12 protein-coding genes are annotated in these 15,730 nt (G+C 48.1%); 5 read left to right on the top strand and 7 right to left on the bottom strand.

The features are described 5' to 3' along the window. Positions 1-78: 78 nt before the first annotated feature. Positions 79-474, top strand: a complete 396-nt coding sequence (locus OHJ21_RS28655; protein WP_100541231.1) for a MerR family transcriptional regulator — start codon at positions 79-81, stop codon at positions 472-474. Positions 475-491: 17 nt separating this feature from the next. Next, complete coding sequence (locus OHJ21_RS28650) at positions 492-1,340, top strand: SDR family NAD(P)-dependent oxidoreductase (protein ID WP_486021823.1); 849 nt, start codon at positions 492-494, stop codon at positions 1,338-1,340. Between the two features lie 50 nt (positions 1,341-1,390). Here the strand turns inward: OHJ21_RS28650 and OHJ21_RS28645 are convergent, their stop codons facing one another. The 4 genes from OHJ21_RS28645 to OHJ21_RS28630 all read right to left on the bottom strand — a co-directional run bounded on the left by OHJ21_RS28645 (position 1,391) and on the right by OHJ21_RS28630 (position 5,744). Further along, positions 1,391-2,380, bottom strand: coding sequence for a phosphotransferase family protein (locus OHJ21_RS28645; RefSeq protein ID WP_486021822.1), 990 nt, complete (start codon positions 2,378-2,380; stop codon positions 1,391-1,393). Between the two features lie 255 nt (positions 2,381-2,635). Continuing rightward, a complete protein-coding gene (locus tag OHJ21_RS28640) occupies positions 2,636-4,114 on the bottom strand; it encodes a protein adenylyltransferase SelO (RefSeq protein ID WP_486021820.1) in 1,479 nt (492 codons plus the stop codon). Positions 4,115-4,521: 407 nt separating this feature from the next. Then, positions 4,522-5,262, bottom strand: coding sequence for a Bax inhibitor-1/YccA family protein (locus OHJ21_RS28635; protein WP_100541234.1), 741 nt, complete (start codon positions 5,260-5,262; stop codon positions 4,522-4,524). Positions 5,263-5,381: 119 nt separating this feature from the next. Continuing rightward, entirely contained in the window at positions 5,382-5,744 is a 363-nt protein-coding gene (locus OHJ21_RS28630) for a hypothetical protein (RefSeq protein ID WP_100541235.1), read from the bottom strand. 159 nt (positions 5,745-5,903) lie between these two features. Here OHJ21_RS28630 and OHJ21_RS28625 point away from each other — a divergent pair, with 159 nt between their 5' ends. Beyond that, a complete protein-coding gene (locus OHJ21_RS28625; RefSeq protein ID WP_100541236.1) occupies positions 5,904-6,257 on the top strand; it encodes a helix-turn-helix domain-containing protein in 354 nt (117 codons plus the stop codon). 110 nt (positions 6,258-6,367) lie between these two features. Here the strand turns inward: OHJ21_RS28625 and OHJ21_RS28620 are convergent, their stop codons facing one another. Together OHJ21_RS28620 and OHJ21_RS28615 are read right to left on the bottom strand one after the other, a co-directional pair. Continuing rightward, complete coding sequence (locus tag OHJ21_RS28620) at positions 6,368-7,240, bottom strand: SMI1/KNR4 family protein (RefSeq protein ID WP_100541237.1); 873 nt, start codon at positions 7,238-7,240, stop codon at positions 6,368-6,370. A gap of 180 nt (positions 7,241-7,420) precedes the next feature. Beyond that, positions 7,421-10,717 carry an Ig-like domain-containing protein gene (locus OHJ21_RS28615; protein WP_100541238.1) on the bottom strand — a complete coding sequence of 1,099 codons (3,297 nt, stop codon included), beginning with the start codon at positions 10,715-10,717 and terminating at the stop codon, positions 7,421-7,423. Between the two features lie 342 nt (positions 10,718-11,059). Between OHJ21_RS28615 and OHJ21_RS28610 the strand changes: the two genes are divergently transcribed. Beyond that, positions 11,060-11,494, top strand: coding sequence for a VOC family protein (locus tag OHJ21_RS28610; protein WP_100541368.1), 435 nt, complete (start codon positions 11,060-11,062; stop codon positions 11,492-11,494). 272 nt (positions 11,495-11,766) lie between these two features. After that, complete coding sequence (locus OHJ21_RS28605) at positions 11,767-13,212, top strand: DEAD/DEAH box helicase (protein WP_100541239.1); 1,446 nt, start codon at positions 11,767-11,769, stop codon at positions 13,210-13,212. A 214-nt stretch (positions 13,213-13,426) separates the two neighbouring features. On the opposite strand, the gene OHJ21_RS28600 is transcribed toward OHJ21_RS28605, so the two are convergent. Beyond that, on the bottom strand, positions 13,427-15,529 hold the full coding sequence (locus tag OHJ21_RS28600; protein ID WP_100541369.1) for a TerD family protein: 2,103 nt from the start codon (positions 15,527-15,529) through the stop codon (positions 13,427-13,429). Positions 15,530-15,730 lie beyond the last annotated feature (201 nt).

The following is a 15,730-nucleotide window of genomic DNA, read 5'->3' as shown; positions in this document are numbered from 1 at the left end:
CGATATTGACTTGGTGTTAACACCAAGTTGTACGATATTATGGCAACGGATTCCCTGTTGCAGAAAAGAGGTGAACGTATGGGAGACACATTCTCTATCAAACAAGTGTCTGAACGAACCGGATTGACCGAGGATGCCATTCGCTATTACGAGAAAATCGGGCTCCTCCCCTCTCCCAAAAGGAAAGATAACGGCCATCGTGTCTATCACATAGAGGATGCCGAAATGATGGAGTTGATCACGTGCCTGAAGAAGACCGGCATGTCGCTGGAGGATATGAAAGCCTATGTGCATCTTCCCTTTAAGGAAAATATTCAATCCGTTCCGGAACTGAACGCCATGCTCCAGAGTTACCGTCAGAAAATTACCGATCAGATTTCGGACCTGCAGCGCATACTGCAGTTCATCGACGACAAGTTGAACCATAATCAGTCCCTGCTTAAACCCGATAGGGCAACCAGCGAAGAATCTTAAGTAAAGGAGATATACACATGACACCTAAAAGAAATAATAGCGTCGCCCTAATCACGGGCGCAAGCTCCGGCATTGGCTTGGAGCTAACCAAGCGATTGTTATCCGAAGGCTGGCAGGTCCTCGCTTTGATCCGTTCTGCCTTTCCATCCGACGATTCCCTTGTACAAGAGGGCCTTAGATCACAGCAGCTGAGAGTATACACGGCCGATTTGTCGGATTTCATGGATCTCCAAGCCTCGCTGGATCAGATCAAGAAACACGAGGATCATATCGACCTGCTGTTTAATAACGCAGGTGTCTCCTTTGGCGAGTTATCCTACTCTAAACAAGGGCGCGAGATGCATTTTGAGGTAAACTCCGTGGTGCCATATGTCATCTTGATGGAAATGAAAGAGCTTCTAGAGAAGGGCAGCCTCAAGACGGTAATCAATACGTCTTCGAATGCGTTGTTGTATCTCAAACGGTTCGATCACCATACATTGGCGTCCCCTGCCGGGTTCAAGAAGCTGACTGGGCCTTATGCGGCGAGCAAATTAGCCCTATCGTTGTGGACTCAGGAGATCGCCACTGCCGTACAGAAGGATGGCATTACGATCCGAAGCGTCTGTCCGGGAGGGAATAAAACAACCATGACCAAAAACGCCGGGATGCCAAAATTTATGATCCCGATCCGTAACCTGTTCTTCTCCCATCCCAGTCAAGGAGCTTCACGTCTGTATGAAGCAGCGCTAGGTCAATCCCGACAATCGACGGGGGTCTTTCTCAACAAGGGTAAAGCAACGCCTTTGAAATTCTCAAGCCAAGGTGCAGAACTGCTTAGCACGATAGAGCTAATCTATAAGCAGGCGTTTGCAGCCATATCTTAAACCCATGCAGCAGAGTTAATGATGTTTTCAGCCCATCTCATGAAGGCCTGTTATCGGGTTTGCTGCCATTCCTCCATGAATCGCAGCGTGTTGCGTGCGTGATAATCGGCTAAATTTCGAGCAAATGCCTGATCCGGGAATCCACGGTGAAGCAGCTTCAGGCCGCCCGAGGTTAATGAGATATAGTGATGCAGACGGTAAAATAACATCCGATTCGGATCAAGTCCATCATGTCGCAAATACCGGTAATGCTCCCCGAATCGAAGCTCAAGAAAGGTATGCTCATGCTCGATGTCGAAGAATTGCGCACCTTCAATATCAATCAGATAGGGCTCTAAACGGTCTGTCACCAGGATATGATCGGGTCCCAGCTCGCCGTGGATAAAGCCATATCGCTTGCGGGAATCTATCCTGGATTCCAGCTCATGCAATACAGCGAGCAGCCTGTCGTGATTCTTCCGGATACTCTCGTTATGCAGGACGATGTAGGACAGCTGTTCCTTCGCATTTTTCAACTGCACATGATGGCATCGTTCCCGTTGATTCCCGCTTTGATCGGGCTTTCCATAGTTCTGTCTGTGGTTTGCATGCATGCGTTCGATCATGTGACCCAACCGTCCGAAGACCTCATCCTGAACCCGTTGATCCGGGTGCTGAAAGTAAGCTTCCGCCTTCTGTCCTTCTATATATTCAACAAGAGCATAGTCAAACGGGTAACGGTCCTGTTCCGTGTGAAGATCATATAGAGCAGGCGTAGAAATACCATGATCCCTTAACCATCGGTTATTGCTTTCGAACGAATGGCCCCCAAAGGACCGTTCCTGCATACTCCCGTTCGCTATTTCTTCCTGAAAATAATTCTTCGTCAAATCCCACACATACAACACGCATGGGAATCCATTTTGACATTGGATCCTATAGACAACCTTTTGCGCCCCGCCATGCATCTTCGTTACATCCGCCACCACATAACCGGTACCCAAAACCTTCCCGACATACTCCTGTACATCTGTTTCATCGAGGTGACAAGTCCAACTCATGAAACCACGCTCCATTTCATTTGTTTTTGCCGGCTCCCCCACTCTATGGCATTTCCGGGCAAAAATATAGACTGTTTCTTTCGGTTCTGCTATGATGTTGGATAAGGTCTCGAAAAAAATAGCCACGCGATTTATAGCCCTTGGACACCGGTCCAAGGGCTTTTTTGATGCATCTCGACTCATGAATGATGAAAAAGGCCAAGCAAGGTAATTCTTGCTTGGCCTCGTTGAGGTTCTTGGAGCATTCCTGTACCCTTACGTCCCGCAAAAGGTTCGGTAAGGACGGGACAGCTCAGGCACGATCGCATATTCCGTCTGTTCCGGGGAATGCGCATATGGATCGGACAGCGCGTGGAGCAGCTGCTCCATCACACTGTAGTCCCCTTCCTGCTCCGCTGCTTCCAGCGCTTCCTCCACCCGATGGTTCCGCGGAATGACCGCAGGATTGCTGCTGCGCATCAACTGATGGGATTGTTCCTTCGATTCCTGCTGGCTGTCAAGTCTCGCCTGCCAGCGCTCATACCAGGAAGCCAATTCCGGCGTGCCGTTTAGAGGCGTATCCTCCAGCTTGTCAAACGTTAACGCACGGAAGGTATTGGTATAGTCCGCCTGATGATCTTTCATCATCTTAAGGAGATCTTCGATCAGGGATTCGTCATCCTCCTCTTCATGGAAGATTCCCAGCTTGGCTCTCATGCCTGCAAGCCACTGCTCGTGATACAGATCAGTAAAGGCTCCGATCGCACCCTCGGCCAGCTTGACGGCCTGCTCCTCTTCTTCATGCAGCAGAGGCAGCAGGGATTCGGCCAATCTTGCGAGATTCCAAGCCGCAATATACGGCTGGTTGACATAAGCATAGCGGCCTTGGGAATCGATGGAGCTGAATACCGTATTCGGGTCAAAGGTATCCATGAAGGCACAAGGGCCATAATCAATCGTTTCGCCGCTGAGGGTCATATTATCGGTGTTCATCACACCATGGATAAATCCAACGAGCTGCCACTTGGCGATTAGAGCGGCCTGACGCTTGATGACCTCCTGAAGCAAGATCAGATAACGGTTGGCGCCGTCACTAAAGTCAGCCTCCGGGTAATGCCGCTGCAGAGTGTAGTCCGCCAGAATCCGCAAATCCTCGGTTGTGCCCGCTCCCCTTACATATTGAAACGTCCCCACTCTCACATGACTTGAGGCCACACGGGTCAGAATCGCACCCGGCAGCTCTCTCTCACGAGTGACAGGCTGGCCGGTGGATACCACCGCCAGGCTGCGGGTGGTCGGAATCCCCAGCGCATGCATCGCCTCGCTGATGATATATTCGCGCAGCATCGGACCCAGAACCGCTCGACCATCGCCTCCACGGGAGTACGGCGTCCGGCCTGAGCCCTTAAGCTGAATATCCATACGCTCACCCTGCGGCGTGATTTGTTCACCCAACAGAACCGCACGGCCGTCGCCCAGCATCGTAAAATACCCGAATTGGTGCCCGGCATATGCCTGGGCGAGCGGCTCGGCCCCTTCGGGTATCTCGTTGCCCCCGAGCATCGCTGCACCCTCTGGGCTCTTCAGCCCCTCGGCGTTCAAACCTAAAGATGCCGCCAGCGGCTCATTAAGGATTACCAACTCCGGTGAGCGCACAGGCGTGGGATCTTGTTTGGTAAAAAAGGACTCCGGCAGCTCGGCATAACTGTTGTCAAAATTCCATCCTATATCGATCATGGCTTTCTTATGGGTCATGGGATCTCCTTCTTCAAGCAGGTTGATGATGACAGTATCTACTTATTATTTAAACACAAGTCGCTCTTTGTAGGGTTTACTGAAGGAAATTTATTATTCTGCTGGTTTAAAGCTACGTTTCATGCCATAAGAAAAACGTCCATCGACGTACTTTCTCAGTAGTCAGACCGCATGTAGCGGAAGTTTTTCTTGCGAGATAAGGATGCTAAGCCTCGGATGTTTATACTTTCTTATCTCTTAAGAAAAACGTCTATCGACATACTCTCCAAGCAGAAGGACCGCGTTTAGCGGTAGTTTTTCTTGCGATATCAGGCAGCAGATCCTCCGAAATTTATACGTTCTGATATCTTAAAAAAATCGCTGTCGAGAATGCCTCGACAGCGATATTGCTCCTACCAATCCGGATATTAATCCCGATTCGCCAGCTTCGCCAGCAACCGGATAATTTCGATATATAACCATACGAGCGTAACCAACAAACCGAAAGAGCCGTACCATTCCATATATTTGGGTGCACCTTGCTGTGCTCCCTCTTCTATAAAGTTAAAATCGAGTATGAAATTCAGGGCAGCAATGATGATGATTACAACCGAAATTCCGATGCCGATCGGGGTGCTGTCATGCAGGTAAGGCACCGCCACACCGAAAAGGCCGAGAACCATACTAAACAAATATACAAGCGCAACGCCGATCGTTGCTGCAATGATCCCCTTTTTGAAGCCTGCGGTCGCCCGGATCAGACCTGTTTTATAAGCTAGCAGCATACCCAGGAATATGCACATCGTCAGTAAAGCCGCTTGCAATGTGATTCCATAATACAGATATTCATAGTGTGCGGATAATGCCCCGAGGAAGAATCCCTCCACAATCGCATAGATCGGTGCCAAGTAAGGCGCTGCCTTCGGCACAAAACTGATGATCAGCGCCAGAACAAAGCCGCCTATTGCTCCCCCGATCATGAACGGGAATACATCATACCCATTAAAATACATAACCCATGAAATGACCGCCGCCCCGATCAGCAGCGCGAGCAGCATGAACGATTTGTTCACCGTTCCGCCAATCGTCATCGTTTCCTGGCCGTTGTAATACCCACTCTTCTCAAATGTTTCTTCGTTTAGTGTCGGATTTCCACTGCGCCCTATCAATTAAATGCCTCCCTAACTTTCTTTTTTGTAACCATTTTAGCACAGGTTGGAATATTTTAGGATACGAAAAATATTGCATTACGGATGATCCGAATATGGGACCAATCCAAGGAGGAACTCTATGGATGAAGCCGATAAAATCCGTAGATCTGAAAGTCATGACGATCTTCTTCTGCAACCCACACCATTAGTCTTTTTTTTGCAACACATCGAACTTGCCTTTTGTTCCCGCAAACATCCATAAATGCAAGGATGGCTTCGTCCACTAGGTAATTTACTTTAACGATAAACAAATTGATGTGAAGGCTCCCAACGATGTTATTCATCAGACGATAAATCTCTTCACGAAGCTTTTTATTGACCTCTTCAGCTTCACGCTGAATAGCTGTAAGCAATACATAATCGATTCTTAAGCGCTCCCCATAGAAATATGCCTGATTCTCATCATCCAAAGGTTCTAACAACACATTCAGATATTGCATTCTTTGTGCACCTTATCCTTTAGCTAAAGTTAAATTAGAGATACTTGGATGTATAAGATCATTTTAGTGTATATAAGCACTTTTTACAATGAAATATCGAATATTATATTCTGTTTGTTCCCATACTACTTCTTTAATCTGGAATAGAGGTGGTAAAAGATGCTCCTGAAAATGATAGGTGAACGAATCAAGCAGCTTAGAAAAAAACAGGGAATGACACAGGAGGAATTAGCAGAGAAGGCTGGGATTAACGCCTCTTACATAGGAACGGTAGAACGTGGGGAACGAAATATATCCATTGAAACACTGGAAAAGATCATCGAGGGACTAGGAGTATCGTCAGCAGCTATGTTCCAGTTCCATGAGATAGAGAGTCTGGATACCGCAAGTGAGAAGGCAGCGGTCCTAGAATCCATTAGCTCGCTGCTTTATTCTCGTACATTGGCTGAAAATAAGCTGCTCTTTCGTGTACTTAAAGATATCGTGGATACGATGGATCATCGGGAGAACTAATATAAGCCCCTGCTTTACATATAATAGAAAAAGCATCTCCTACTCAGGAGATGCTTCATTCTTTTTACGAATCCATTAGAAGTGTGAAAAGTGGAAAACCCATGCTTATGTTATTTTTGCAATCCGCCAATAAATGCCTCAAAGTTCGTAGCAAGACGGGTAATCTTGTAATTATTAGCCTTGTCCACATGGATAACCTCGGGCTCCCCGTCATTTCCGGATGAACGGTAATCGAGCATCACAACCTCGGACTGGGAAGGACAATCGCAAATGACCACGCCAATCTCAGGGTATCCGCCATTCTCGATCATAAAGCGGCTGCCCAAGCTTCCGCACAATGATTTTTTCTTCTCTCGTCCGATGCCCAAAATGCCTGTGATTTCAATATAATCCTGCGCTCCACCCCCGATAGGGAATTTCCGGTTCCGGGGAATCCCGCCATTATGTAATTTCATCGCTTGAATATAAGATGCTGGCAGCTTGAAGACCAGTGTTTCCTCCACAGATTCAATCAATTCATCCGTAGGCGGAGCCAACACGTATTGGTCTGCCTCAAGCGCGCTATCATCCCAGAAATCCAGCACGTCGGGGTCTGTATAAGACACCGCAGTGGACTCCTTAACAGGTTTCGGAGCCGTTTTGTTCCGAATCCATTCCAGAAACTCCAGCGTATCCTCATCGCCGGGATCCAGGTGATCGGCCACTTCAAACGCTTTCCGAGCATCTTCATACCGCTCCAAATAGTAATAAGCAAGGCCAATGCGGTAATGCCACAAGGGATCATCCTTGCCCTCTTCTTGAATGGATAGGAATTGCTCAACCGCCTCTTCATAACGTTCGAGATTGTTCAGCGCCCTGCCCAAGTGACTGATCAGCTCATAATCCCGCTCTTCCTCAGGAATCTCCGTAATCGCATCCACGATTTCTTCAAACTCGTCCTCTTCGTGCCACTCTTCCAGCTGCTCCAAAAGCTCCTCATTCATCGTTCATGCCTCCCACTCTAATCATCCTTTCTGAGATTATACCATTCCAGCATGGCCCTCTCCAGCATGGAAGCCAGAGAACTGATCAAGTATATGCTGGCAAGCGCATACCTGCGGTTTATTACGTTCAATGCAAATACAGAGGGCACCATATGGTGTCCTCTGTATTCGTGCTAATCTTTATTTGGATTGACCTAACATGTTCATCAGAACGATTACGGCCTCTGCTCTCGTGGTTTGAGCGCTTGGATTAAAATCGCCTGCGCCTATTCCCTTAACAATACCAAGTTTCTTCAGCGCTTCAACAGAGCTTTTCGCCCAAGCAGGAATAGCCTTGTCATCTGAAAAAGAGGTTGTGGGGATGTCCTTGGTGGATAGCTCGAGCGCATTCGCAATCATTGCTGCCATCTCTGCGCGCGTCATTTTTGCATTTGGACGGAAAGAGCCATCCTGATAGCCTCGAATAATGCCAGCCTGGACGGCCTGCGAAACTGCCTTCTTAGCCCAATCCCCGATCCACGCTGTATCTGTGAATATTAACTCCGCTCCTGCATCTGTCGACTTCAGCGCATTCATCAGCATGACGGAAAATTCTGCACGCGTCACGGTGTTGCCTGGCTTGAACGTTTCATCCGGATATCCCGTCACGATACGCTCACGTACCGCTTCCTTAATGCTGACTTCGGCCCAGTGTCCCGAAATATCGGTAAAGGAAATTTCCGTTGTCGGGTCTGTTGTTCTGTCGACTACGGGCATTCCGTTTGCTTTATTTACTACGAGTGCTGCATACTTCGAAAAGTGATTGACCTCTACGGATATATCATTCGCCTGTATCATGCCGCCCTCGACTTTCACCCATGCCTTTTTCACTCCATCAAAATAAAAGACGGCCGCTGTTTGATCGCTCTTTAAGCTTGCAGCGTCGTAAGCTAAAGTCAGTTTGACGGGTTTGCTAAAGTTCCCCGAGACGTTTGTTAGAACGTCAAACACCGGGCTTGCCAAAACCTCGTTATTCTTTAAGAGAGCTTCGGTATTTCGTATTTTCTCTATCGATAATTTTAGCTCCTGAGATGTGGCGCCTGCCGGAATGGAGATGATGATTTCTTTCCCCAGGCTAACCAACCCAGGTCTTCCTGTTGGCAGCGTGATTTTTCCATCGGATGAGGTTACTGTATTGTCCATGGGTGCCGTTGGCGTAGACGAACCGCCATCGGTGGATGTACCTCCCCCATTAGAAGAACCACCACCGGTAGAAGAACTATTCTCACGGGTCACAGTGATTGTATAGGTTCTCGTCGATTGATCGCTTGCCGTTACAACAATCGCTATTGTATTCGATCCTACGTTCAGCAGTATATTGGAACTTGCTTGCCCGCTTATTACTAAATTACCGTTAACCGTAATCGTGGCATGACTATCGAGTGCAGTCGCGGTCACGGTCAGCGTGGAAACGGAATTAGGCACGCTTGACGTGTACACTTCAGTTCCAGAAGCAAAGACAGGACTTAGGGTCCCGTTTGATAACGTCATGCTGCTCAAATCCGCAGAGGCTGCCACCGTGAAGACTGCGTACGAATTGGATTCCGTCGTGCCCAACCCTGCATTCCCTGCGTAATCGGTCACCCCTGAGTTATCAAGCGTGATGGTATTCGTCGCCGCGTTTACATTGGAATTCGGCGTGAGCGTTGCTGTCCATGTCATATTGTCAGATGAGCTAACGCTGCTTAAGACACCGTTTGCCACCGTCAGGTCCCCATTGGTGAACCCACTCACCGCTTCCGAGAACGTTATGGTCACCAATGAAGTTTCTCCGATCGATAACGCCGTGTCGGCAACTACAATGGTGGCGGTCGGTCTCTGTGTATCGATTGCGTAATTGTTCGAATCGGTGGTACCCTTACCCGCATGTCCTGCCGCATTCTGGACGCCCGTGTTGTCGAGTGTAATGACATTGGTTGCAGCTGTGATGCCGGTGAATGGCGTCAACGTCGCCGTATACGTGATATTGTCGGACGTGCTCAAACCGCTTAATGTGCCATTCGCTACTGTCAGATCTGCTAGCGTAAAGCCTGTTACCGCTTCTGAGAACGTAATTGTTACCTGCGAGGTTTCGCCCATCGATAACGCCGTGTCGGCAACCACGATCGTGGCCGTCAGCTGCGTCGTATCAATCGCGTAATTGTTGGAACTAGTGATACCTGCTCCCGCATTTCCCGCCATATCGGCCACGCCCGAATTATCGAGCGTGATCACATTGGTTGCATCTACGATGCCAGAAGTTGGCGTCAACGTCGCCGTCCAGGTGATCCCGCCATCGGAGGAGTTCACGGCACTCAGCGTACCGTATGCCACCGTCAGATCTGCATTCGTGAAGCCACTTACCGCTTCCGAGAACGTAATGGTCACCAATGAAGTTTCGCCGTTGGATAACGCCGTGTCTGAAACTACAATAGCAGCCGTTGGTCTCTGTGTATCGATTGCGTAATTGTTCGAATCGGTGGTACCCACTCCCGCATGTCCTGTCGCATTCTGGACTCCCGTGTTGTCGAGCGTAATAACATTGGTTGCATCTGTGATGCCGGTGACTGGCGTCAACGTCGTCGTATACGTGATATTGTCGGACGTGCTCAAAACGCTCAATGTGCCATTCGACACCGTCAGATCTGTATTAGTGAAGTCTGTTACCGCTTCCGAGAACGTGATGGTTACCTGTGAGGTTTCGCCAATCGATAGTGTGCTATCGGCAACCAAGATCGTAGCTGTCAGCAGAGTCGTATCGATCGCATAATTGTTGGAGCTGGTGGTACCCGTTCCCGCATTGCCCGCCATATCGGCCACGCCCGAATTATCCAGCGTGATGATATTGGTTGCATCTCTGATGCCAGAAGTTGGCGTCAACGTCGCCGTCCATGTGATTCCGCCATCGGACGAGCTCAAGGCACTCAGCGTACCATTTGCAACCGTCAGATCTGCATTAGTGAAGCCTAATACCGCTTCCGAAAACGTAATAATCACCAATGAAGTTTCGCCGATGGATAACGCCGTGTCTGAAACTACAATAGTAGCCGTTGGTCTCTGTGTATCGATTGCGTAATTGTTCGAATCGGTAGTACCCGCTCCCAGATTGCCAGCCGCATTCTGCACGCCCGTGTTGTCGAGCGTAATAACATTGGTTGCATCTGCGATGCCGGTGACTGGCGTCAACGTCGCCGTCCATGTGACCCCGCCATCGGACGAGCTCATGGCATTAAGCGTACCGTTTGCCACCGTCAGATCTGCTAGCGTAAGGCCTGTTACCGCTTCCGAGAACGTGATCGTTACGTTTGAAGTTTCGCCAATCGATAGCACGCTATCGGCAACCACGATCGTGGATGTCGGAGACGATGCATAGACTATGCCGGTCGGCTTGAGAAACACCAGCCCCGCTACAATAGATACGATTAGAGATAACAGCCCTATTTTCTTGGCAAAATACATAATATTCCTCCCCTAATGTGTGGTTTTGTTTCTTGATCTATCAAATGATGTACATACCGGATATATCGCGGTTCACGCCATATTCCATAGGATGTGAACTACCTGTATCGACAAAATCTAACCGTCCTTCTAAATGTATATCGTCCATTTCTTTCAAAATCGTGACTCCTGTCATGAACATCGTCATTTTACATACCCATATCATTAAAATGACAGCTCCTATCGCTGTTAACGGAATATTCCCACGCTTAAAAACCAAAACACTGACATACTGCCGTCAGTCATCGCAGCTCATAATAGCTATAAAACCAACCATAACGGGTTATAGGAGGAAAATAAATGATGAGTACACACCCAACATTGCGAGGATTTGCGACCATCAGTTACTGGGCGGACGATATGGAAGCGGCAAAGGCTTGGTATTCGGATCTGCTGGGTATAACACCTTATTTCGAACGTTCGGGACCCGATGGTCAACTGGCCTATGCCGAATTTCGGATTGGAGACTACCAGCACGAGCTGGGTCTCATCGATCGCCGTTTTGCCCCTGCACAACCAACGTCCGGCCCCGGCGGTGCGATCATGTACTGGCATGTCGATGAGATAGAAGCCACCCTCAGCCAATTAAAATACATGGGTGCTGTAGAGTACGAACCTCTCGTACACCGGGGAGAAGGATTCATCACGGCATCTGTCACGGATCCATTCGGCAACGTGCTGGGAATTATGTACAATGCTCATTATTTAGAGATAGTGAATTCACGAAGCCGGGGGTGACCCAAAAACATGGAAATCGATAAGACGGTACACGTGCAGACTCGGCAGGATTGGCGGAAGTGGTTAAGCGATCACACGATATGAGGACCGAATCTTTTATACGTTGTGTATTCATCAACCGATTTACGGTTATAGTTATCTAAGGGCTTTTTCGTTCATGAATGTACCGATCCATATCTTTGGATTCAGATTATAATGGATGAGTATATGATAGATGTACGGTGGGAGTCTGTATATATAGATATTCGAATATATCGTAGAAGAGGTTAAAGATGAGTGAGAAGCATTTTACAGATTATCCTTTAAGTGAAGAGATTGTGAGAGCGCTCCATAGTTTGGGCTATGAGACACCAACAGAGGTTCAGACAAAAGTCATTCCTGTCGTGCTTAAGAAGAAGGATCTTGTTGTTAAATCGCAAACCGGCAGCGGCAAAACAGCTGCCTATGGAATTCCGCTCTGTGAGCTAGTGGATTGGAACGAGAATAAGCCGCAGGCATTAATCTTAGCGCCAACCCGCGAACTTGCGTTACAAGTCAGCGAAGACATTACGAATATTGGGCGCTTTAAGCGGATTAAGGCGACCCCTCTTTTTGGGAAGCATCCTTTTCATATCCAAAAGGCCGAGTTAAAACAAAGAACGCATATCGTTGTAGGTACACCTGGGCGTGTGCTGGACCATATTGAACGTGGCACGCTATCGCTAGAGCGGATGGCCTATCTCGTTATTGATGAAGCCGATGAGATGTTAAATATGGGCTTTATTGAGCAAGTTCAGTCGATCATTCAAGCCCTGCCTCGTGACAGGGTTACGCTGTTATTCTCCGCTACGTTTCCTGAGGATGTGGCCAAGCTGGCACGCAAATATATGGACAATCCTGCCCAAATAGAGATCGAGGCGAGCGGTATTACAACGGCAACGATTGAACACGCTCTTATTCAGGTGAAGGAGGCGGACAAGCTGGCATTGCTTCAGGATCTACTCATTGTTGAGAGTCCTGACAGCTGCATTGTTTTCTGCCGTACACAGGAGCATGTGGACAACCTATTCAGAGAAATGGCTAATCTCGGTTACTCATGTGATCGTATTCATGGTGGGATGGAGCAGGAAGAGCGATTCGAGGTCATGCATGCGTTCAGAAGGGGACAATTCCGTTACTTGATTGCGACCGATGTAGCCGCCAGGGGTATCGATATCTCGAATATTACCCATGTTATCAATTACGATATTCCACTTGAAAAAGAAAGCTATGTTCATCGGACGGGACGTACAGGTCGTGCAGGCAAGACGGGTAAAGCGATTACCCTCGTCACGCCGAAGGATCTCAAACGATTAGCCGAGATTGAGACGTATATTGGATTCGCGATTCCGAAAATAAAGGCTCCCTCCGAACAGGAAGTGGATCGCCATAGAGAAGATTTTGAACAGAAACTAAAATTTAAGCCTGAACCGAAAAAAGATAAGCGTGAGCAATTAAACAAGCAAATCATGAAGCTTAACTTCAATGGCGGCAAGAAGAAAAAGCTAAGAGCCGTAGACTTTGTTGGGACGATTGCTAAGCTTGACGGGGTAACTGCAGACGACATTGGGATTATTACGATCCTCGATTTTGTGACCGATGTTGAGATTCTGAACGGTAAAGGACCGCTTGTGCTTGAAATGATGCAAAACACGACGGTCAAAGGCAAACTGCTAAAGGTGCGCAAAGGGAATAAATAAAAAAGTTGAATTTGTCATAACAAGGGTGATCTTAACATTGTGCTGAGGTCACCCTTCTGTATGGGACTCGTGTAATCATTTATTTTCACAAATTTTTACAATTGATAGTCATATAGGATTAACAGAAAAATTTAGATACTGCTTTACTCTCCTACCTAAAAATAAGGAGCAGTGATAAGCTGCTCCCCCTTCTATTAATCTCAATTAACTCTGATCAAACAACATACTCCGCCATAATCTGCTCAATATCGTATGGAGTAACCCCATGTTCCACCGAAAAGATCGCTTCTGCCTGATCCGCTGCATCTACCGTCTCTCCTCTTGCTTTGGCATGCAGCATGAATAAATCGTAGAGGTCGGGTTTCCGTAGGGTTGTCATGGCTTTGCCCATCAAAACCATCCCTTTTTGATTCCCCTCTACATTATTGTAGTAGTGAGGATGTCTCGTCAGAGACAGATCGGTCCAGATGACCGTACGCTCCACCAAATCCAGGATGACCGGAATGGCGATCTGTGTATCTGCAGCGACATCGATTTTATTGGCCACCGTCGAAGGCTCGAATATCTCGCCGGAACCGGGTTTCTTGCGCATCATCCAGCCTACGAAGCACTCCGGCAGGTTGCAGTACGGTTGACTTGTATACGAATGAAGGGTCGCCACAATATAACGTCCGCCGTACTGGACGATGGATGGAATATGCAGATCAATGAATTCGCATGCTCCACAAGGAGCCGACACGATATCTCCGCTGTGTACGGCCTGGTATTTAGAAGATCGCAGATTCGTGTAAGAAATATGCTCAACATACTGCCAATCTTGATCATACATGACAGCGGACAGGTCAATATCCACGCGGCCCGTAGGCTCCCCGTCAACGCGTCCTTCCTTCCACCAGCTGAAGAAACGGATGGTATCCCCCTCCGTCATCGGCACGCGGCTTCCCCGAACAATTGTATGCAGCGTTTTGCTTGCCGATCTCTGGGAGAACGGCACGTGATAGTCCTTCAATCGTTCATCGACATAAACCTTCCCCAAGAGCGGCAGTGCGGAGAACCGCTGGATCAACACTTGTTCGCATAGCTGCACGATGTCCCGACATGCTGCTTCATCGATATCCGGGAGCGTATCGGGTACGGCAAAGGCTTTGGCCACGTTTCCTTTCGGAAAAAAGACGCGCAGCTCTTGAGGCTCATGACGGCGGGCAAAATGATTCTTCACTTGCAATAGTACCGGCGTCGATACTTGATTCGCGACCTCGCCAAATGCCAGCACGACATACTCCGTATGTTCGGTTGACCGCAGTAACTGATCCAATCTGCGTGCAAATTCGCCCGGGCGCTGCATCAACAAATCGATCAAATTCCAGGCTTGATTATATTGAAATGCAAGTTCAATACTCCCGTTATACGTGGTAAAGGGCTTGTTATTGCGCAAAATATCAAAAGCTTCTTCACAATGCATATATCGGTGCTTGTATTCGGATGGATGCAGGATTTCGCCTAATCGAATCCAGCGGTCCTTATATCTCAGCATATCCTCGGTTATCGGATGGCATCGCTCCAACAATCCGAGCAGCAGTCGTCTCTCGCGTCGCTTAAATTTGCGGAAACGCGTTGTCTCTGCCAGACTGACATCTCCATCTGACCAAGCCACAGCCAGACGAAGGACATCGGTTGCGGTTTTAAAATAACGTCCGATCCGCTCGATGTTCGCCTTATCATGCTTCAACAACGAAGCTGCCACGAATCCCGCATTCTCTTTGAACGGAATCTCGGACGGGAGAATGGCATCCAGTTCATCGGGATCCGCAAACTCGATAACAGCCTCAATATCATCTTTATCTGTCTGGGAGATGGCCCCCTTGGCTTGGATAAGCTGGCGTATCATGGCATAAAAATCCTCTGTGCTTCCAAGATCTATCACTTTCAGATTGACCTCATCCAGCAACGGAGGTCTTTCGGCAAGCTCATACTCAGGCAATTCCCATGTAAGATAATGATAGATGGCATTCAGATAGAGCTCCGCATCGTCCTCATCCATTACCTGCATTGGGAAAGCAGGATACATCGGTTCATATTTCACGTGTGCACCTACCAGCACCCTTAAATCGTCAATCAGTGGTTGATAAAACGCTTCGAACTGCTCCTTGGACAAGGTGCGCACCGCGTGTAATAGTGGATATGAAAACGCAAATCCAAGGTGTTCCATGTTTTTTATGGCCGCTGCCAAATAAGCTTTCGATAGCCGACCCGAGCCTTGGTCTTCATTTACAATCAATTTGTTCGCTCTTCGCAAATAAATGGTGTTAATCATCATAAAAGAGTCCAGGAAAGCCATATCCCTACTGGTTTAAGGAGTAAGAAGGAAGGAATATGATAGCCTGGACGCCTCCTCTCATAATAGAACTCCCTCAGGAAAGCTGTGACCCTAGGTTCGCCAAATGAAATAGAAGGAAGGATCGCAATAGCCTGAAGGCCAAAGGTTCAAAGTCCACGACCTCAAATCTTTGATGAACCC

Origin of the sequence: Virgibacillus sp. LDC1 (assembly GCF_025792345.1) — a bacterium.
GTDB lineage: Bacteria > Bacillota > Bacilli > Paenibacillales > Paenibacillaceae > Paenibacillus_AQ > Paenibacillus_AQ lautus.
Note: the sequence above shows the minus strand (reverse complement) of the source record. Positions and strands in the feature narration are given on the sequence as shown.